The sequence below is a fragment of the Brachybacterium sp. AOP29-B2-41 genome (assembly GCF_052378395.1).
In the GTDB taxonomy this organism is placed as follows: Bacteria; Actinomycetota; Actinomycetes; order Actinomycetales; family Dermabacteraceae; genus Brachybacterium.
The window spans coordinates 33576-50942 of record NZ_JBQSXR010000004.1 but is presented as its reverse complement, the minus strand read 5'-3'; the positions used below and the strand labels follow the sequence as shown (position 1 = coordinate 50942).

Below are 17367 nucleotides of genomic sequence, written 5' to 3'. Positions count from 1 at the left end.
CCGGCCATCCCAGTCCCTGTGCTCTCTCCTACCTCTCCTGTGCATCGAGCTACCGAAGGAATCTGACATGACTCGCAGCATCTCGCCCCTCTTCGACCTCACCGGCCGCACCGCACTGGTCACCGGCGGCGCCAAGGGCCTCGGCCTGGCGATGGCCCGGGCGCTGGCTGAGCACGGCGCCCCCGTCGTCCTCGCCGACATCGACGACGAGAACGGGCAGCGGGCTGCTGAGCAGCTCGCCGCAGACACCGGCGTCACCACCGCCTACCGCCACCTGGACGTCACCGATCAGGAAGCGGTCGAGCAGGTCGTCGCCGAGGTCGACGCGGAGTTCGGCGGGATCGAGATCCTGCTGAACAACGCCGGCCGCACGATCCACCACCCCCTCGAGGACGGCGACGCGCAGAAGTGGCGCGCGGTGATGAGCCTGAACCTCGACGGCGTCTACCACGTGCTCTCCGCCGTGGGCCGCCGTATGCTCGAACGAGGACGCGGCAGCATCATCAACACCGGCTCCATGAGCGGCATCATCGCCAACATCCCCCAGACCCAGGCCTCGTACAACGCCTCCAAGGCCGCCGTCCACAACCTCACCCGCAGCGCCGCCCTTGAGTGGGCCGGTCGCGGTGTGCGCGTGAACGCCATCGCCCCCGGCTATATGCGCACCGAGCTCACCCGTGGCTTCTATGAAGAAGGCGGTGCCCAGATCGATCAGTGGAACCTGATGACCCCGATGGGCCGCCCCGGCGAGCCCGAGGAGCTCGCCGGTGCCGCGGTGTACCTCGCCGCGGATGCCAGCAGCTTCGTGACCGGATCCATCCTGTCGATCGATGGCGGCTACACGGCGGCCTGACCGCCCACAGCCCGCCCTTCGCTCGCCGAGCGTCCCATCGTCCTCGCCCGCTGAGCGTCCCTTCGCCCCGTTCGGCGAGCATCCCCTCGCCGCCCGACCACCCGCCCGCCGCTGACCGCCTGAGCAGCTGACCGCCAGAGAAGAGAACGCCGTGACCTACCTGTTCGACGATCCCAAGACCTTCCCCGCCGACGCCGTGGAAGGCCTGGTGGCCGCCCATCCCGAGGAGCTGCTGCGCGTGCACGGCGGAGTGGTGCGCAAGCAGGCCACCCCGGCCGGCCAGCCGGCCCTGGTGGTCGGAGGCGGCTCTGGCCACTATCCGGCCTTCGCCGGCTGGGTGGGTCCCGGCTTCGCGCACGGCGCGCCGTGCGGGAACATCTTCTCCTCGCCGTCCGCCGACCAGGTCTACTCGGTCGCTCGCAACGCCGAGAACGGCGGCGGCGTGATCCTCGGCTTCGGCCACTACGCCGGCGATGTGCTCCACTTCGGGGTCGCCGCGGAGAAGCTCCGTGCGGAGGGGATCGACGTGCGGATCGTCGCCGTCAGCGATGACGTGGCCTCGGGGGAGAAAGGCAATCACCGCGACCGCCGTGGGATCGCCGGTGACCTGCCCGTGTTCAAGATCGCCGGCGCCGCGATCCAGGCCGGTGCCGACCTCGCCGACGCTGAACGCATCGCCTGGAAGGCGAATGACGCCACGCGCACCCTCGGGGTCGCGTTCGACGGCTGCACCCTGCCCGGTGCGGAGGATGCCCTGTTCCACGTCCCCGAGGGGAAGATGGCCATCGGCCTGGGCATCCACGGCGAGCCCGGCATCGACGAGCAGCCGCTGCCCTCGGCGAAGGAACTCGCGAAGACCCTCGTCGACGGCGTTCTCGCCGAGACCCCGGAGCTCGCCTCAGATCGGGTCGCGGTCGTCCTCAACGGCCTCGGCACCGTGAAGTACGAGGAGATGTTCGTGGTGTGGAAGCACGCCTCGCAGCTCCTGGCGGAGGCCGGGCTGACGATCGTGCGCCCCGAGGTCGGCGAGCACGTGACCAGCCTGGACATGGCGGGCCTGTCGCTGACGGTGGTGCGCCTGGACGAGGAGCTCGAACAGCTCTGGCTCGCCCCCGTCGAGTCCCCGGCCTTCCGGCGCGGCGGCACGGTGAGCGGTGACCTCGGCGGCGAACGCGGGGAGATCTACACCCCGGGCGAGGACCCGATCCCCGCCGCGACCGAGGAGTCGCGAGTCTCCGCGCAGCGGATCGCCGGCATCCTCGGCGACATCGAGACGCTCCTGGCCGAGCTCGAGCCGGAGCTCGGTCGGCTCGATGCGATCGCGGGAGACGGTGACCACGGCCAGGGCATGGTGCTCGGATCCGTCGCCGCGCACGCTGCCGCGCTGCGCACCGTCGAGGGCGGCTGCGGCGCCCGCACCGTGCTGGTCCAGGCCGGAGCAGCCTGGTCCGCCGAGGCCGGGGGCACCTCCGGTGCTCTCTGGGGCGCGGCCCTGACCAGCCTCGGCAGCGCCTTCAGTGACGACGCGGCAGTGAGCGTCGAGCAGCTCCTGACCGGGCTGGTGCAGGCGGTCGAGGCCGTCGAGCGCCTCGGCGGCGCGGTTCCGGGTGACAAGACCATGATCGACGCCGCAGTGCCCTTCCGGGAGGCGATCGCGCTCGCACAGTCCGCGGGCACCGAGGAGACCCGGGCCCGGGTGATCGCCGCCGCTGCCGCGCGCGCCACCGAGGCCGCCGCGGCCACCGCCGACATCTCCGCCAGCAAGGGCCGCGCCCGGAACCACGGCGACAAGTCCGTGGGCACCCCCGACCCCGGCGCGGTCTCCTTCTCGCGGATCGTCACGCTGCTGGGCGAGCAGCTCTCCGCCTGAGACCCTGTTCGGGAACCCGCACCACACGAAGAGAACTCACGAAGGAGCACTGACATGGGCTGGAAGATCATCACCGGATCGGACAACGCAGGCTACGGCCACAAGAGCGCGCTGAAGGAGCTGCTGGAGAACGACCCCCGCGTCGACCAGGTCATCGACGTCGGCGTCACCGGCCGTGAGGACGGCACCTTCTACCCGAACGTCGCGGTCGCCGCGGCGGAGAAGATCGCCGCGGGCGAGGCCGACCGGGCGCTGCTGATCTGCGGCACCGGCCTCGGCGTCGCGATCGCCGCCAACAAGGTCCCCGGCATCCGCGCCGTGACGGCCCACGACCTCTACTCCGTGCAGCGCTCCGTGCTCTCGAACAACGCGCAGGTGCTGTGCATGGGTGAGCGCGTGATCGGTCTCGAGCTCGCGAAGGAGCTGATCAAGGTGTGGCTGGATCTCGAATTCGACCCCACCTCGTCCTCCGCCGCGAAGGTCGACGCGATCTGCGCCTACGACGGCTCGCTCGAGCAGGCCTGAGCGCCGCTTCTACCCCCGACAGTCAGCTGGCGAACCTGCGCACCACCGATTCTGGTTCGCCAGCTGGCTGTCGCCGGTGCGGTGCGGTGCGGTGCGGTGCGGTGCGGTGCGGTGGCGGGCTGCTCGGCCGGCGGCGCGCCGGGTCAGTCCGCGAGGGCCTTCCCGCGCTGCTCTGGGAGGGTGAACGCGGCGGCCGCGGCCAGGGCGAACGCGATCGAGAAGGCGACGAAGACGAGCACCTGCCCGCCTGCCACCAGCAGCACGGGCACCAGGAACGGGGCCAGCATCGAGGCGATGCGCCCGAAGGCGGCGGCCGCGCCGGTGCCGGTGCCGCGCACGCGGGTCGGGTACAGCTCCGGCCCGATCGCGTACAGGGCGCCCCACGCGCCGAGGTTGAAGAAGCTCAGCGCACAGCCTGCGGCGATGATCGTCCACTCGGTGTCCGCGAGGCCGTAGCCGATCGCGGCGAGGGCCGAGCCCGAGAGGAAGACTGTCAGGGTCCAGCGTCGGCCGAGCACCTCGATCAGCCAGGCCGCGGCGGCGTAGCCGGGGATCTGGGCGAGGGTGATGATGAGGGTGAAGGTGAACGACTGGGTAAGGGTGAAACCGCGGTCCACCAGCAGTGTCGGGATCCAGATGAAGGCCCCGTAGTAGGCCAGATTGATGCAGAACCATACGGCCCACAGCCCGGCGGTGCGGGCGCGCAGCGGTTTCGACCAGATCCCGGCCGACGCATCGACCGTGTCCGCCGCCGGGATGGCACCCACCTCGTCAGCAGCGACCCGCGCCGCGACGGGGGCATCCGATACGTCGGCGCCGTTGGCACGAACGGCACTGTCGGCACGAACGGCATCGTCGGCGCGAGCGGCGCCGCCCTGCCCGTCCACTCCGTCGGCCTCATCCGTCGGGGCGTCGATCCCGGCGGCGCTCTCGAAGCTGCGCACCACCTGCTCGGCTTCCTGGTGGCGGCCCTTCTGCTCCAGGAATCGCACCGATTCCGGCATGCCCAGCCGCACCACCAGCGAGTAGGCGGCGGGCACCAGCCCGATCGCGAGTGCCCAGCGCCATCCGGTCGGGCCCGAGGCGGCGACGAAGGTGCCGATCACGGCGGCGAGGATCCATCCCAGCGCCCAGAACGCCTCGAGCCAGACGATCACGCGGCCGCGGATCCGGGCCGGCGCGAACTCGCTCATCAGGGTGGAGGCGACGGGCAGCTCCGCGCCGAGGCCGAGGCCCACGACGAAGCGGAGCACGATCAGGGCGCCCACACCCATCGCGAGCGCCGAGGCGCCGGTCGCGAGGCCGTAGACCAGCAGGGTCAGGGCGAAGACGGAGCGGCGGCCGATCCTGTCGGCCAGCAGCCCGCCCACGCTCGCTCCGATCGCCATCCCGGCGAACCCGGCGGAGGCGATGAGGGAGCCGTCAGCTTTGCTCAGCTCCCAGTGCACGCTGAGCGCCGCGATCACGAAGGAGATCAGGCCGACGTCCATCGCATCAAGTGCCCAGCCGATGCCGGAGGCGCCCAGCAGGCGGCCGTGCTTGCGGGTGAAGGGAAGACGGTCCAGGCGCTGTGACCTGGTCAGACGGTGCTCGGCCGAGGGGGCCGACAGCGGTGAGGAGGTGGTCGAGTTGCTCATTCTCAGCTCCGACGACGGGGGATGGGGTGGCCACAGCATGCCCCAGTTGTCGCCCAGGTCATGAGGCCTGGATCACAGGCCGACCGTTGGGGGAGGGGGAATCTGCCTCCCACTCCTGGTCACTGTGAGAAAAAGTCGGAGGTCTCAGATGTGTTGCGTTTCTGCGGAGCCCCTTCAGCCCCGTGCGTGGGACACCAGATCGACCTCGAGCTCGCCCCGCAGCACCGCCAGCGCCCGGCGCGCACGCGCCGCGCCCCAGGGACCGAGAAGATCGATCTCGGACTCGTCGATCAGGGCCCAGTCGTCGAGCTCGGAGGCCTGCGGCACCACCGTCGCCTCGAGCTGGGCGCGGGGGACGATCCCCGCATCGAAGAGGAAATGCACCCCCATCGGGGAGCTGCGCACCGCGCTCGAGGGCAGCCAGTCGGCGGTGAGCATCCGCCCCACCTCGACCTCGATGCCGAGCTCCTCCTGCACCTCGCGCCGGGCGCACTGCCGGGCGTCCTCACCGGCATCGACCCCGCCACCGGGCAGCAGCCAGTGGTCGCGGTAGTTCGGCTTCTCCACCACCAGATGCCCGTGCTCATCACGCAGGATCACCGCCCCGGAGCTGATCACCTTGGGCAGTGAGGCGAAGTATGCGGGGTCCGGGAGGAGGCGAGGCATGGGCCCATCGTGTCATCTCGTGTCTCGCGGGCCTCACCGGACCGCGAGGAGCCGCACCCTTGCCCCCGGCGCCGCCTGGGCCAGACGGTCCAGACCTGCGCGCGTGACCACTGCGATCACCGGATACCCGCCGGTGGTGGGATGATCCGGGCCGAACACCACGGGCAGCCCCGAGGGCGGTACCTGGATCGCACCGGGAACCATCGGCTCACTGGGCAGAGAACCGCTGCCTGGGGGGACGGGCAGGCCCGGCCCCTCCAGCCGGACCCCGACCCGGTCCGAATCGGTCCGGACGGTCCAGGTGGTGGTGAGCAGCTGGGAGAGGGCCGACGGGCCGAGGAGCCCGTCGCGAGGTCCGGGATGCACCGGGACCTCGAGCACCGGTGCGCTGTCCGCGCCATCATCGCCACCAGCTGCTGAACTCCGGGGTGCCTGCAGGGCAGAGGCAGGGCCGGGGTCCTCTGCGAGCGGGACTGTGCTCGGGACCGCATCGAGACCGTGCTCCTCACCGACTCGCACCCTGTCCCCAGCCGTCAGCGGCGCCGGGCCGAGGCCGGAGAGGGTGTCGCGGGACATCGATCCGAGCACCTCTCCACCGTCGGCGCGGATCCCGCCGCGCACCGCCACCACGAGGCGCAGCCCGTCGGTTGCGGGCCCCACGGTGAGCAGGTCTCCAGGATCCAATGCGATCGGCTGCTCGCCCGCGGTGATGGTCGATGCCATCGGCGGGTGCCCTGGGTCATCGGCGCGACGCACCTCCCAGGGGGCCGACGCCCCGGTGATGGCGACGACGGTGGGCGCCTCGGCCCGCAGCACCAACGGCCCGATCAGCGTCTCGAGCACCGCGGCCCGCGCTGGATTGCCGACCGTGATGTTGGCGCGGATCCGTGCCCCCTGGTCGAAGCTGCCTGAAGCGCTCACACCGATGGTCGCGAGGCCGGGTCGTCCTGCGTCCTGGAGCAGGGTCTGGGGGCCGGGGGAGACCACCTCGAGCACGGTGCGGGTCGACGGGGTGGGCGTTGCTGCGTGCCGGCGGCCTCGTCGCCTGGGGCCGGCGCCCTCCTGGGCGGGGCGGCTGAGCGCGGTGGTCGAGGATCGTGCCGTCGCCCGTTGCGGGAGGAATCGCACCCGGGTGCCGGGCACCAGCAGTGCCGGCGGGTCCCGGTGCTCGTCGAACAGGGAGGCGTCGCTGCGTCCGATCAGCTGCCAGCCGCCGGGGGAGGGCCGCGGGTAGACCCCGCAGTAGCGGGAGGCGAGGCCCACTGACCCGGCCGGCACGGCGGTGCGCGGCTCGGCCAGGCGGGGAACCTCCCAGCGGATACCGCCCTCGGAGGGGCCCTCGAGGTCGGGGACCAGGTAGGCGAAGCCGGGCGCGAAGCCGCCGAAGGCCGCAGTCCACCGGGTCGCGGAGTGCGCGGCGACCAGCGCCTGACTGCTCATGCCCAGCAGCGCGGCAACCTCGTCGAGGTCCTCACCGTCGTAGACGATCCCGAGCTGGACCTCTGCGGCAGTCTCCTCCAGTGCGTCAGGCACCGGAAGCTCGTCGAGGAGGGCGGTGAGGGCCGCGACATCCCGGGCAGCCGTCCCGACCAGCAGCAGAGTGCGCTCTGCCGGGACCAGGTCCACCAGGTGCGGCGGGGCGAGCAGCTCGACCGCAGCCGCTGCGGCGAGCACGGCGGCGGTGTCCGGGTACTCGGCCAGCAGCGCGCTCTCCCCGGTCCGGTGTGTGGCCAGCGGCGGGTCCAGGCACTCGGCGTTCGTGGTCATAGCGCCGCCTCGACGCTCACGCCGGCCTCCTCGAGGCGGGCCCGCACCGCATGGGCGAGGGCGACCGCGCCGGGGGTGTCCCCATGCAGGCAGAGCGTGCGGACCGGCAGCTCCACCCAGGACCCTTCCGCCGTGCGCACCCCGTGCTCGACCGCGATCGACAGCGCCTGCGCGGCCACCGCCGCAGGGTCGGTGAGCACCGCTCCGGGGCGGCTGCGCGGCGAGAGGGCCCCGTCGGCCAGATAGGCACGATCGGCGAATCCCTCGAGCACCACCTCGATCCCGGACTCTCGGGCCAGCTCCACCACCACGGCACCCGGAGCGGCGACCAGAGGGAGGGCGCCGCCGAGCTCGACCAGCGCCTGCACCACGGCCGCCGCCTGGCCCTGGTGAGAGGTGATCGCGGTGTACAGAGCGCCGTGCGGCTTGATTCCCCGCACCGTGGTCCCCTCCGCGTGAGCCATCGCCTGCAGTGCGCCCACCTGCACGATCAGCTGATCGGTGAGGTCGACGGGGGTGATGTCGAGGAACCGTCGGCCGAAGCCCTGCAGATCCGGATAGGCGACGTGCGCGGTGAGTGCGACGCCCCGCTCACGGCACGCCCGGACGGCCGCGCGCATCGTGCGGGGATCCCCGGCATGCCCTCCGCAGGCGATATTGGCCGTGGTCACGACGTCGAGCATCGCCTCATCGTCCCCCATCGACCAGTCGCCGAAGCCCTCCCCGAGATCGGCGTTGAGGTCGAGCAGGAGTGGCTGAGCGGTCATCGGTGATCGTCTCCTTCGCGCGGATGGCGGTTCCCGTCCATTGTCGACCCTCGGCGCAGGAGGTGGCGGGCCATCCCCTCTGAGCTGTCGTTGGATGGGTGCCGTGACGACAGCTGGGAGGGGATGGACGTGACCGGGCTGGCAGATAGTGTCGAGGGATGAGTCAGTCCTCCGCAGACCAGCACCACCCCTCTCGCGCGGACGCAGCTGAGCCGTCGCCCGCGCCGGCTGCGCCCGCCTGGGCGGACCCGTCGGCCCCGGGGGCGGTCCCGGATCTCCCGGCCGGCCTCGGCTCGAGCGACCCGGAGGCGCCGGTGGCTTACACCGCGGCGGATGTCTCCGCTGCCGCCGAGGTGCTGGCCCGCGCCTCGGAGGGCGAGGCGGAGCTGCTGGTCGCCCTCACCGATGAGCAGCTCGCAGCGCTGGACGGCTACGCACGTCCGCAGTTCGCCGCGACCCCTTGGCTCGATGAACATCCTGATCAGCGACGCTTCGCGGCCGGGGTGGGACTGCGGGCGCTGATCGCCGCCGGCCTGGTGAGCGCGGACGCCGACCCGGCCGGAGGCCGCGAGCAGTGGCGGGCGGATCCGGAGCTCGCCGGCTGCCTGGTGCTGCGCCGCACCGCCTCCGTGTTCACCACCGCCGAACGCACGGTGCAGAGCCCGCAGGGCCCCGAGGTGCACCGCCTGCATTACTACGTGCATGAGGGCGGAGTGCTCGAGGAGGAGGTCACCGCGCTCGGCATCCACCGCTTCACGCCGCTCGGCTCCTCGCAGGTCAACGCCCGCCTGCTGGCCTTCGTGGACCCCGCCGGGGTGGCGGCCGGCCGCGGGGAGCCGATGCAGCTCCGCGCATCCCAGCTGGCCGAGAGCCCGCTCGCGCAGCGCCTCGCCGCCACTCGCGCGCTGACCGTGTTCACCCTCGTCACCACGGCCGACGGCGGAGTGCGGCAGACCAGCGTGTACGCCACCGGCGACGAGGTGCTCGTGATGGAGGCCCTGGATCCGGGCACCGAGGATCCCCGGCTGGAGTTCCGCAGCGTCGACTCCGCGGAGCTGCATGCGCTGGCAACGGTGCTGGTGGGCGCGCAGGGCTGAGACCGCACCGGGCAAGATGACAGGACGCAGGGTACGGGGCGCGGGACGCAGGGCTTTGCGTTCAGGCCTCAGGCCCGGGCCACCCAGCGCCCGAGGACGTCCTCGAGCCGTCCGTGCAGGCGCCGCGTGGCGTCCGGATCGGCGCGGGTGGGACCGTCGTTGAGGATCACCACGGGCTTGCCCTGACGGCCGGCAGCCCGGACGAACCGCAGCCCGGACTGCACCGTGAGGCTCGAGCCGAGCACCAGCAGCGCCTCGGCAGCCTCGAGCGATGCGAAGGCCGCGGCCACCACCTCGCGGCGCGCAGACTCCCCGAAGAACACCACATCGGGCTTGAGGATCCCGCCGCACAACGGACACGGTGGGTAGCGGAAGCTGCTGGTGCGATCCACCTCGGCGTCCCCGTCGGGGGCCTGGGCGGCGTCGGCCGTGAGCTGTCCGAGCCGTGCGGCGAGCTCGGGATTCATCGTCAGCAGCCGCTGATGCAGTGCGGTGCGGGAGGAGAGCGCATCGCACTGCTGGCAGCGCACGCGGTCGAGCCGTCCGTGCAGGTCGATCACCGGATCGGAGCCGGCCGTCGCGTGCAGCCCATCCACGTTCTGGGTGATCACTGCGGTGATCGAGAAGGCCGCGGGATCGAGCGCGGCCAGCAGTCGGTGCGCGGCGCCGGGGCGGGCGGCGCGGAACTGCTCCCACCCCACCGTGGAGCGCGCCCAGTAGCGCCGACGGGCCAGGTCGTGGCCCATGAACTCCTGGTAGGTCATCGGGGAGCGGGGCACCGCATCACGCCCGCGGTAGTCGGGCAGGCCGGAGCCGGTGGACATCCCCGCCCCGGTGAGCACCGCTACCGGCGCCCCGGACAGCAGGTCGAGGGCGGCATCGATCTCCTCGCCGGGGCTGCGGTGGCCGTACTGCGCCCCGTCCATCGGGCCCCAGGCGGGCAGTCGGGGTCCGCCGCGGGTGGGGCCGGGGCCGTCCGGGTTGCGGCGGGTGGCGGTCGCGAACCAGCGGCCGACGTCCGCGGAGCCTGCGCGAGCGATCCCGGGATCGTCGGCGCTGCCTGCGCTGCCTGCGCTGCCTGCTGCATCTGCGCGAGCGGCGTCGGGGGCGGAGGCGGGCTCGCTGGTCATTCCTCGAGCGTAGGCGGTGTGGGACGTTCCCGTCGGGCACGTATCCGACGCACGACGATGACGAGCACCGCAAGCACCCCGATCGCCGCGACCACCCCGGAGTACAGGCGCACGAACCCCTCGAGCAGCTCACCCCCGGCCTGCCCGAACACATACCCGGTGACGACGAACAGCGCATTCCACACCCCGGAGCCCAGCCCCGTGGCCAGGGCGAACAGCCACACCGGCATCCGCTCGATCCCGGCCGGGATCGAGATGACGGTGCGCACCATCGGCACGAAGCGGGCGATCGCCACCGCCGGGAAGCCCCAGCGCTCGAAGAAGCGCATCGCCGCGTCGACATCGCGCTCCTCGAGCAGCGGCAGGCGGCTCACCACCGCCTTGGTGCGATGCAGCCCCAGGGCGCGGCCGACGGCGTAGACCCCGAGCCCGCCCACCACCGAACCGAGCGTGGTCCACGCCAGCGGGACCAGCACGTGCTGGCCGTCGGCGGCTGCGGCGACCCCCGCGAAGGGCAGCAGGATCTCGCCGGGGATCGGCGGGAACAGCGCTTCGGCGGCGATCACCAGTGCCGTGCCCGGGCCTCCGAGCAGCTCCATCAGGGCGATCGCCCATGCGGTGAAGTCCATCGGGCCCTCCTCCTGCGCGCCGTCCAGTGCGCCGGAGGCTAACGGCCGCGGATGGCGCACAGATGAACAGCACTGTGCGGACAGGGCGATGAGGGTGAACCGGATGGTCCCAGCCCCAGAATGAGGCGTTTCAGAGCGCAGTGCGCGAGAGCTGCCGCGCGAGGCTCGTCTGCCGACCTCGGGTGGGTCGGCTCGCCTGAAAACGTTCTCATTCCAGACGCGTTCTCGCGAGGGCAGGGTTCGTGACGCGAGCGAGATCTGGAACAGTTGACAAACCTGCGGACAAGCGCTTTCCTTGCATTCACCACCACGCGGTCCACGATCCGGTAAGACCGGGACGTGATCGCCTGGCGGGTGCAAAAGTTTCATTCCGCTGGTGCTGCGGTCGGAGCCTCCGGGCGCAGCGCACGCTCCGGTCCCGCCCGGAGCGGCATGCCCGGGGCCCGCAGGCGCTGGGGCATCCACCACCGCTCGCCGTCGCCCTCGGGTGGACATCCCACCCCCGACCACCGACCTCGTCGGCCCCACCCGCTGCGACCCGACCCGTCGCCGTCTTTCACGATCAAAGGAGATCTGATGCTCACCCGACGCTCCGCACTCTCGCTCGGCATCGCCGTCCCCGGCCTGACCGCCCTCGCAGCCTGTGGCCCGAACGCCTCCGGCGGCTCCGGTGGCGGCTCGGGCGGCGAGGACGGCTCCGCCTCGCTCCGCCTCGCCTGGTGGGGCAACCCCACCCGCGACGAGAACACCCAGAAGGTCGTCGACGCCTACGCGGAGATTGCGCCCGACGTCACGATCGCCCTCGAGCCCGGGGAGTGGAGCGGCTACTGGGACAAGCTCGCCACCCAGACCGCCGGCAACGACTTCCCCGACATTGTCCAGATGGACGAGAAGTACCTCGCCGAGTACGGCGGCCGCGGTGCACTGCTCGACCTCGCCGGTGCAGGCCTGGACACCGCCGATTTCGCGCCGGGCTCGGTCGAGGTCGGCGAGCTGCCGGAGGTGGGGCTCGCCGCGATCAACGCCGGACTGAACGCCCTCGCCTTCCTCATCAACCCCGAGGTCTTCGAGGCGGCCGGCGTCGACATCCCGGACGACACCACCTGGACCTGGGACGACCTCATCGAGGCCGCCACGAAGATCACCGAGGCCACGCCCGACGGCACCTTCGGCATGACCCAGATGGGCTCCGTCCAGGGCCTGTTCCAGGTGTATGTGCGCCAGGCGGGCCAGGACCAGTACAAGGACGGGGCGGCGGGCTTCGACGCGGCGACCGCCACCAAGTGGTTCGAATGGGCCAAGAAGGTCCAGGACGAGGAGGCCGGCCCCAGCGCCAGCGTCTCGGTCGAGGACGCCGCCCAGGCGATGGACCAGTCGCTGTTCGCGACCGGGAAGGTCGCCATGACCGTGGCCTGGTCGAACCAGGTCGTCGCCCACGACGGGCTGGTCCCTTCGGGCGTCGTCGTGCTCCGGCCGCCGTCGATGACGGGCTCCGCCTCCGACGCGCAGCTCTGGTACAAGGCCTCGATGTACTGGGCGGTCTCCGCGAAGGCCGCGAACCCGGAGGCCGCTGTCGCCTTCGTCGACTTCCTCGTCAACTCTCCCGACGCCGGCAAGATCCTCTCGGTCGAGCGCGGCGTGCCCGGCAACCTCACCGTGCGCGAGGCGATCGTCCCGGACTTGGACGAGCCGAACATGAAGGCCGTGGACTTCCTCGAATCGGTCGAGGCGGAGCTCGGCGAGGCACCCGAGATCACGCCGCAGGGCGGCGGTCAGTTCGAGGACATCCTCACCCGTGCCTGCGAGGACATGCTCTTCGGCACGCTCACTCCGGCCGAGGCCGGTCAGCGCGTGCTCGACGACCTCGCCGGAGCCCTGGGCTGAGCAGACCGTCATCCCGGAAGCCGGTCCGTCGAGGTCACGACCTCAGGCGGACCGGCCCCGAGATCCCCATGAAGAAGGGAAGAAGCCTATGAGCGCGGTCGGTGAACTCACCCAGATCGTTGCGAATCGCAAGAAGGGCGGCGCGAAGGAGAAGCACCCCGACAACAAGCAGGCGGCAGTCTTCATGCTGCCGTGGCTGCTGGGGTTCCTGGGGATCACGCTGATCCCGATGATCGCCTCGTTCGTGCTCGCGTTCACGGACTACAGCCTGCTGGCCGCACCGAACTTCGTGGGGCTGGAGAACATCAAGGAGATGATCGCGGACTCGCGTCTGCACAACTCGCTGGTGGTCACGTTCATCTACGTGTTCGTCGGCACGCCGCTGCAGCTGGTCGCGGCGCTGCTGCTCGCGGTGGTGCTGAACCAGGGCATCAAGGGCCTGGCGTTCTACCGCTCGGTGTTCTACCTGCCCTCGCTGCTGGGCGGCTCGGTCGCGATCGCGATCCTGTGGCGCCAGATGTTCGGCGCGAACGGCCTGATCAACCAGGTCGCAGGGATGTTCGGCTTCGAGAATCTGCCCGGCTGGGTCTCGAACCCGGATACCGCGCTGGGCACGATCATCCTGCTGCACGTGTGGACCTTCGGCTCCCCGATGATCATCTTCCTGGCCGGCCTGCGGCAGATCCCGGAGATGTACTACGAGGCCGCGTCGGTCGACGGTGCCTCGAAGCTGGCGCAGTTCTTCCGGATCACGATCCCGCTGCTCACACCGATCATCTTCTTCAACGTGGTGCTGCAGGTGATCAACGCCTTCCAGTCGTTCACCCAGGCGTTCGTGGTCTCGGGCGGCACCGGCGGTCCGTCGGACTCGACGATGTTCTACACGCTGTACCTGTACCAGAAGGGCTTCACCCAGTTCGACATGGGGTACGCCTCGGCGATGGCCTGGCTGCTGCTGATCATCGTCGCGATTTTCACCGCCATCAACTTCTTCGTCTCCAAGTTCTGGGTGTTCTACGATGACTGATCTGCAGAGCCGGCCCGCCGAGACCGTCGGCCAGGCCCCCGCCCCCGTCGTCCCCAAGCGCCGCCCGCGCCGCCTGGGCCGCCGCGTGCTGCGCCACGCGATCATGATCGCGGCCAGCATCGCGATGATTTACCCGCTGCTGTGGATGGTGGTCTCCTCCCTGCGGCCCAACGAGGAGATCTTCCGCAACCCCAGCCTGTTCCCGCTGAGCTTCGACCTGTCGAACTACGCGCGGGGCTGGGAGTCGCTGTCCCAGCCGTTCTCGCACTACCTGATGAACTCCACGCTGCTGGTGCTGGGCTGCGTGATCGGCAACCTGGTCGCCTGCTCCCTGACCGCCTACGCCTTCGCGCGGCTGAAGTTCTGGGGCCGCAACATCGCCTTCGCGGTCATGCTGATGACCCTGATGCTGCCGATCCACGTGGTGATCGTGCCGCAGTACATCATGTTCTCCCAGACCGGCTGGGTGAACACGATGCTGCCGCTGATCCTGCCGAAGTTCCTGGCCACCGACGCGTTCTTCATCTTCTTGATGGTGCAGTTCATCCGCGGCATCCCGCGCGAGCTGGACGAGGCGGCCCGCATCGACGGCTGCGGCCACTTCCGGATCTTCTTCCAGGTGATCCTGCCGCTGATGCTGCCGGCGCTGGCGACCACCACGATCTTCACGTTCATGTGGATGTGGAACGACTTCTTCGGCTCCCTCATCTACCTCACCACCCCGGACAACTTCACCGTGCCGCTGGCGCTGAAGTCCTTCCTGGACACCCAGGGCTCCTCCGACTGGGGCGCGATGTTCGCCATGTCGGTGGTCTCCCTGATCCCGCTGTTCCTGGTGTTCCTGTTCGGCCAGCGCTTCCTGGTCAAGGGCTTCGCCACCACCGGCATCAAGTAGTCCCCGCCCGAGCTCGTCCGCGTTCCCGCCCTCCGCACCCACTCAGGAGAGACATGCCCACCCGCTATGCCGTCATCGGCACCGGCCACCGCAGCCAGATGTTCCTCGACGCGATCGCCGGCCCCCACGCCGACGTCGCCGAGCTGGTCGCCCTGATCGACGTGAACCCCGCCCGTCGCGAGTACCACCAGGGCCGGCACGAGGCCTTCGCCGGGGCGCGGCTGGGAGGACCGGACGAGCTCGAGCAGATCATCGCCGAGGAGTCGGTGGACCGCGTGATCGTCACCAGCGTGGACCGCCTCCACGCCGAGCACGTGGTGCGCGCCCTGGACGCCGGGGCCGACGTGGTGGTCGAGAAGCCGCTGACCATCGACGCCCCCTCGGCCCGCGCGATCCAGGAGGCGATCGATCGCACTGGCCGCTCCGTGGTGGTGACCTTCAACTACCGCTACAGCCCCCGCAACACCGCGCTGAAGCAGGTCATCGCGTCCGGCGAGATCGGCGAGGTGGTCTCGGTGGTGTTCGAGTGGGTGCTGGACACCCAGCACGGCGCGGACTACTTCCGCCGCTGGCACCGCGACAAGACCAACAGCGGCGGCCTGTTCGTGCACAAGGCCGCCCACCACTTCGACCTGGTCAACTGGTGGCTCGCGGATGCGCCGGTGCAGGTCTACGCGCGCGGCGGGCTGCGTTTCTACGGGGCCGACGCCGCCGCCGAGCGCGGCCTGGCACCGCTTCTGGAGCGGGGCACGCACGACGGCCCCCACGATCCCTTCGAGCTGGACCTGCGCTCCGATGAGCGGCTCGAGGCGCTCTACCTCCAGGCCGAGCAGCACGACGGCTACCGTCGCGACCAGTCCGTGTTCGCGCCCGGGATCACCACCGAGGACAACCTCACGGCGCTGGTGGACTACTCGCGCGGCGCGGTGCTCACCTACGCCCTGAACGCCCACAGCCCCTGGGAGGGCTACCGGGTGGCGGTCAACGGCACCGCGGGACGGGCCGAGCTCGAGGTGGTCGAACGGGCCGAGGTGGTGCCCCAGGGCGAGGACGGCCGCACACATGTGGATCCCAGCGCCGTCGCGGTCACCGCCGACGAGGCCGGGGCGCGCGAGCGCGGCGAGCGCCTGGTGGTCCAGAAGCACTTCGAGCCTGCCCGCGAGGTGGAGATCCCCGAGGGCGTGGGCGGTCATGGCGGCGGCGATGCGCTGCTGCTGCGCGACGTGTTCGTGGGTCCGGTCCAGGACGAGCTGGGCCGTCCCTCCGATCATCGCGACGGGATCCGCGCGATCGCGGTGGGCATCTGCGGCAACCTCTCCCTCGAGAGCGGCGCCCCGGTCGAGATCGCCGCCGCGATGGGCCTGGACCTGCGACGCGAGGCCCCCGTCGCCGCCGGGCAGGGCGCATGAGCACGCCGACGGGCCCGGTGCGGGTCGCGCTGATCGGCACGCGCGGCTACGGCGCCTCCCATCTGCGCACCCTCGCCCGCCTCGAGCAGGCCGGCACCGCCCGCCTGGTCGGCGTGGTGGACGTGGTGGAGCCGCCCGAGGAGCTGGCCGGGATCCACCACCGCTCCCTCGCCGCGCTGCTCGAGGCGAGTGGCGAGGACGAGCGGCCCGAGATCATCGCGATCGCCACCCCGATCGACACCCACGTGCCGCTCGCCCTCGAGGCGCTCGGTGCCGGGATCGACGTCTACCTCGAGAAGCCCCCGGTGCCCGCCCTCGTGGACCACGGGACGCTGCTCGAGGCCGCGCAGCGGGCCGGCCGCAGCGTGCAGGTGGGCTTCCAGGCCCGCGGCGGCGCGGGCGTGGACGTGCTCGCGGCCGAGGTCGCCGCGGGCACCCTCGGTGAGATCGCCGCGGCCCCTCTCGGTGAGATCACCGAGGTGGCCGTGCACGGGGCCTGGCAGCGCGACCGCGCCTACTACCGCCGCTCGCCCTGGGCGGGCCGGCGCCGCCGCGACGGCCGACGGGTCGCCGACGGGGTGGCCACCAACCCGCTCGCCCACGCCGTCCACGCGGGCCTCGCGATCGCAGGGATCGCGCAGGTCCAGGACATCGCGACGGTCACCTGCGAGCTGCGCCGCGCCCACGACATCGAGGCCGACGACACCACCTTCCTGCGCATCGACCCCGCCGGCCGCGCACCCGCCGTGGTGTGCACGCTGACCACCGCCGCGGGCCGCCACGAGAACCCGTGGGTGGAGATCCGCGGCACCCGCGGCAGCCACCGCCTCTGGTACACCGAGGACCGCTCCGTGCGCACCGGCGCGGACGGGGCGCGCGAGGAGCTCGCCCACGCGCGCACCGACCTGATGGAGAACCTCGTCGCCCATGTGCGCGACCGCTCCGTGGCGCTCGTGTCCCCGCTGGCCAGCACCGCCCCGTTCAGTGCGGTGCTCGAGGCGATCCAGTCCGTGCTCGATCCGCTCCCGATCGGGGAGGACTGGGTGCACTGGCACGGCGAGGGCGAGCTGGCCTATCCCACGATCGAGGGGCTCGACGAGGCGATGACCCGCGCGCTCGCCACCGGCAGGCCCTTCAGCGAGCTCGGCGTGCCCTGGGCGCGCGAGGACGCCGTGGCGACCTGGGCCCCGCCCACTGCCTGACCCTCTCTC

15 protein-coding genes are annotated in these 17367 nt (G+C 71.4%); 9 read left to right on the top strand and 6 right to left on the bottom strand.

Annotated features, from left to right (window positions below):
- Nucleotides 1-67: 67 nt before the first annotated feature.
- From ACT3T9_RS05240 to ACT3T9_RS05230, 3 genes are all read left to right on the top strand, one after another.
- Nucleotides 68-853, top strand: a complete 786-nt coding sequence (locus ACT3T9_RS05240; protein ID WP_441444521.1) for a glucose 1-dehydrogenase — start codon at nucleotides 68-70, stop codon at nucleotides 851-853.
- Nucleotides 854-1004: 151 nt separating this feature from the next.
- On the top strand, nucleotides 1005-2723 hold the full coding sequence (locus tag ACT3T9_RS05235) for a dihydroxyacetone kinase family protein (protein WP_441444520.1): 1719 nt from the start codon (nucleotides 1005-1007) through the stop codon (nucleotides 2721-2723).
- A 54-nt stretch (nucleotides 2724-2777) separates the two neighbouring features.
- Nucleotides 2778-3248: a ribose-5-phosphate isomerase gene (locus tag ACT3T9_RS05230; RefSeq protein ID WP_444592006.1), complete on the top strand. Its 471-nt coding sequence runs from the start codon at nucleotides 2778-2780 to the stop codon at nucleotides 3246-3248.
- A 143-nt stretch (nucleotides 3249-3391) separates the two neighbouring features.
- Here ACT3T9_RS05230 and ACT3T9_RS05225 read toward each other — a convergent pair whose 3' ends face one another.
- The 4 genes from ACT3T9_RS05225 to ACT3T9_RS05210 form a co-directional block, all read right to left on the bottom strand.
- Entirely contained in the window at nucleotides 3392-4885 is a 1494-nt protein-coding gene (locus ACT3T9_RS05225; protein ID WP_441444518.1) for an MFS transporter, read from the bottom strand.
- Between the two features lie 174 nt (nucleotides 4886-5059).
- The gene (locus tag ACT3T9_RS05220; RefSeq protein ID WP_441444517.1) at nucleotides 5060-5551 is read right to left on the bottom strand and encodes an NUDIX domain-containing protein; all 492 of its coding nucleotides are present in this window, start codon (nucleotides 5549-5551) and stop codon (nucleotides 5060-5062) included.
- 33 nt (nucleotides 5552-5584) lie between these two features.
- A complete protein-coding gene (locus ACT3T9_RS05215; protein WP_444606097.1) occupies nucleotides 5585-7318 on the bottom strand; it encodes a carboxyltransferase domain-containing protein in 1734 nt (577 codons plus the stop codon).
- Entirely contained in the window at nucleotides 7315-8085 is a 771-nt protein-coding gene (locus tag ACT3T9_RS05210; protein ID WP_441444515.1) for a LamB/YcsF family protein, read from the bottom strand. Before ACT3T9_RS05210 ends, ACT3T9_RS05215 begins: the two co-directional genes overlap by 4 nt.
- A 158-nt stretch (nucleotides 8086-8243) precedes the next feature.
- Between ACT3T9_RS05210 and ACT3T9_RS05205 the strand changes: the two genes are divergently transcribed.
- Nucleotides 8244-9182, top strand: a complete 939-nt coding sequence (locus ACT3T9_RS05205) for a hypothetical protein (RefSeq protein WP_441444514.1) — start codon at nucleotides 8244-8246, stop codon at nucleotides 9180-9182.
- A gap of 68 nt (nucleotides 9183-9250) precedes the next feature.
- Here the strand turns inward: ACT3T9_RS05205 and ACT3T9_RS05200 are convergent, their stop codons facing one another.
- Complete coding sequence (locus ACT3T9_RS05200; RefSeq protein ID WP_444606096.1) at nucleotides 9251-10312, bottom strand: NAD-dependent protein deacetylase; 1062 nt, start codon at nucleotides 10310-10312, stop codon at nucleotides 9251-9253.
- Nucleotides 10309-10941, bottom strand: coding sequence for a DedA family protein (locus ACT3T9_RS05195; RefSeq protein WP_444606095.1), 633 nt, complete (start codon nucleotides 10939-10941; stop codon nucleotides 10309-10311). Before ACT3T9_RS05195 ends, ACT3T9_RS05200 begins: the two co-directional genes overlap by 4 nt.
- Nucleotides 10942-11517: 576 nt before the next feature.
- Here ACT3T9_RS05195 and ACT3T9_RS05190 point away from each other — a divergent pair.
- From ACT3T9_RS05190 to ACT3T9_RS05170, 5 genes are all read left to right on the top strand, one after another.
- On the top strand, nucleotides 11518-12825 hold the full coding sequence (locus tag ACT3T9_RS05190) for an ABC transporter substrate-binding protein (RefSeq protein ID WP_444502323.1): 1308 nt from the start codon (nucleotides 11518-11520) through the stop codon (nucleotides 12823-12825).
- 88 nt (nucleotides 12826-12913) lie between these two features.
- Entirely contained in the window at nucleotides 12914-13852 is a 939-nt protein-coding gene (locus ACT3T9_RS05185) for a carbohydrate ABC transporter permease (protein WP_442332386.1), read from the top strand.
- Nucleotides 13845-14747, top strand: a complete 903-nt coding sequence (locus ACT3T9_RS05180) for a carbohydrate ABC transporter permease (protein ID WP_444606094.1) — start codon at nucleotides 13845-13847, stop codon at nucleotides 14745-14747. Before ACT3T9_RS05185 ends, ACT3T9_RS05180 begins: the two co-directional genes overlap by 8 nt.
- Before the next feature lie 53 nt (nucleotides 14748-14800).
- Nucleotides 14801-16156, top strand: coding sequence for a Gfo/Idh/MocA family protein (locus tag ACT3T9_RS05175; protein ID WP_444606093.1), 1356 nt, complete (start codon nucleotides 14801-14803; stop codon nucleotides 16154-16156).
- Nucleotides 16153-17358, top strand: a complete 1206-nt coding sequence (locus ACT3T9_RS05170; protein WP_444606092.1) for a Gfo/Idh/MocA family protein — start codon at nucleotides 16153-16155, stop codon at nucleotides 17356-17358. Before ACT3T9_RS05175 ends, ACT3T9_RS05170 begins: the two co-directional genes overlap by 4 nt.
- The last annotated feature ends 9 nt before the right edge of the window (nucleotides 17359-17367 follow it).

Coding starts and splice junctions, on each gene's coding strand:
- ACT3T9_RS05240 (WP_441444521.1), top strand. CDS start 68: ATGACTCGCAGCATCTCGCCCCTCTTCGACCTCACCGGCCGCACCGCA.
- ACT3T9_RS05230 (WP_444592006.1), top strand. CDS start 2,778: ATGGGCTGGAAGATCATCACCGGATCGGACAACGCAGGCTACGGCCAC.
- ACT3T9_RS05225 (WP_441444518.1), bottom strand. CDS start 4,885: ATGAGCAACTCGACCACCTCCTCACCGCTGTCGGCCCCCTCGGCCGAG.
- ACT3T9_RS05220 (WP_441444517.1), bottom strand. CDS start 5,551: ATGCCTCGCCTCCTCCCGGACCCCGCATACTTCGCCTCACTGCCCAAG.
- ACT3T9_RS05215 (WP_444606097.1), bottom strand. CDS start 7,318: ATGACCACGAACGCCGAGTGCCTGGACCCGCCGCTGGCCACACACCGG.
- ACT3T9_RS05210 (WP_441444515.1), bottom strand. CDS start 8,085: ATGACCGCTCAGCCACTCCTGCTCGACCTCAACGCCGATCTCGGGGAG.
- ACT3T9_RS05205 (WP_441444514.1), top strand. CDS start 8,244: ATGAGTCAGTCCTCCGCAGACCAGCACCACCCCTCTCGCGCGGACGCA.
- ACT3T9_RS05200 (WP_444606096.1), bottom strand. CDS start 10,312: ATGACCAGCGAGCCCGCCTCCGCCCCCGACGCCGCTCGCGCAGATGCA.
- ACT3T9_RS05195 (WP_444606095.1), bottom strand. CDS start 10,941: ATGGACTTCACCGCATGGGCGATCGCCCTGATGGAGCTGCTCGGAGGC.
- ACT3T9_RS05190 (WP_444502323.1), top strand. CDS start 11,518: ATGCTCACCCGACGCTCCGCACTCTCGCTCGGCATCGCCGTCCCCGGC.
- ACT3T9_RS05185 (WP_442332386.1), top strand. CDS start 12,914: ATGAGCGCGGTCGGTGAACTCACCCAGATCGTTGCGAATCGCAAGAAG.
- ACT3T9_RS05180 (WP_444606094.1), top strand. CDS start 13,845: ATGACTGATCTGCAGAGCCGGCCCGCCGAGACCGTCGGCCAGGCCCCC.
- ACT3T9_RS05175 (WP_444606093.1), top strand. CDS start 14,801: ATGCCCACCCGCTATGCCGTCATCGGCACCGGCCACCGCAGCCAGATG.
- ACT3T9_RS05170 (WP_444606092.1), top strand. CDS start 16,153: ATGAGCACGCCGACGGGCCCGGTGCGGGTCGCGCTGATCGGCACGCGC.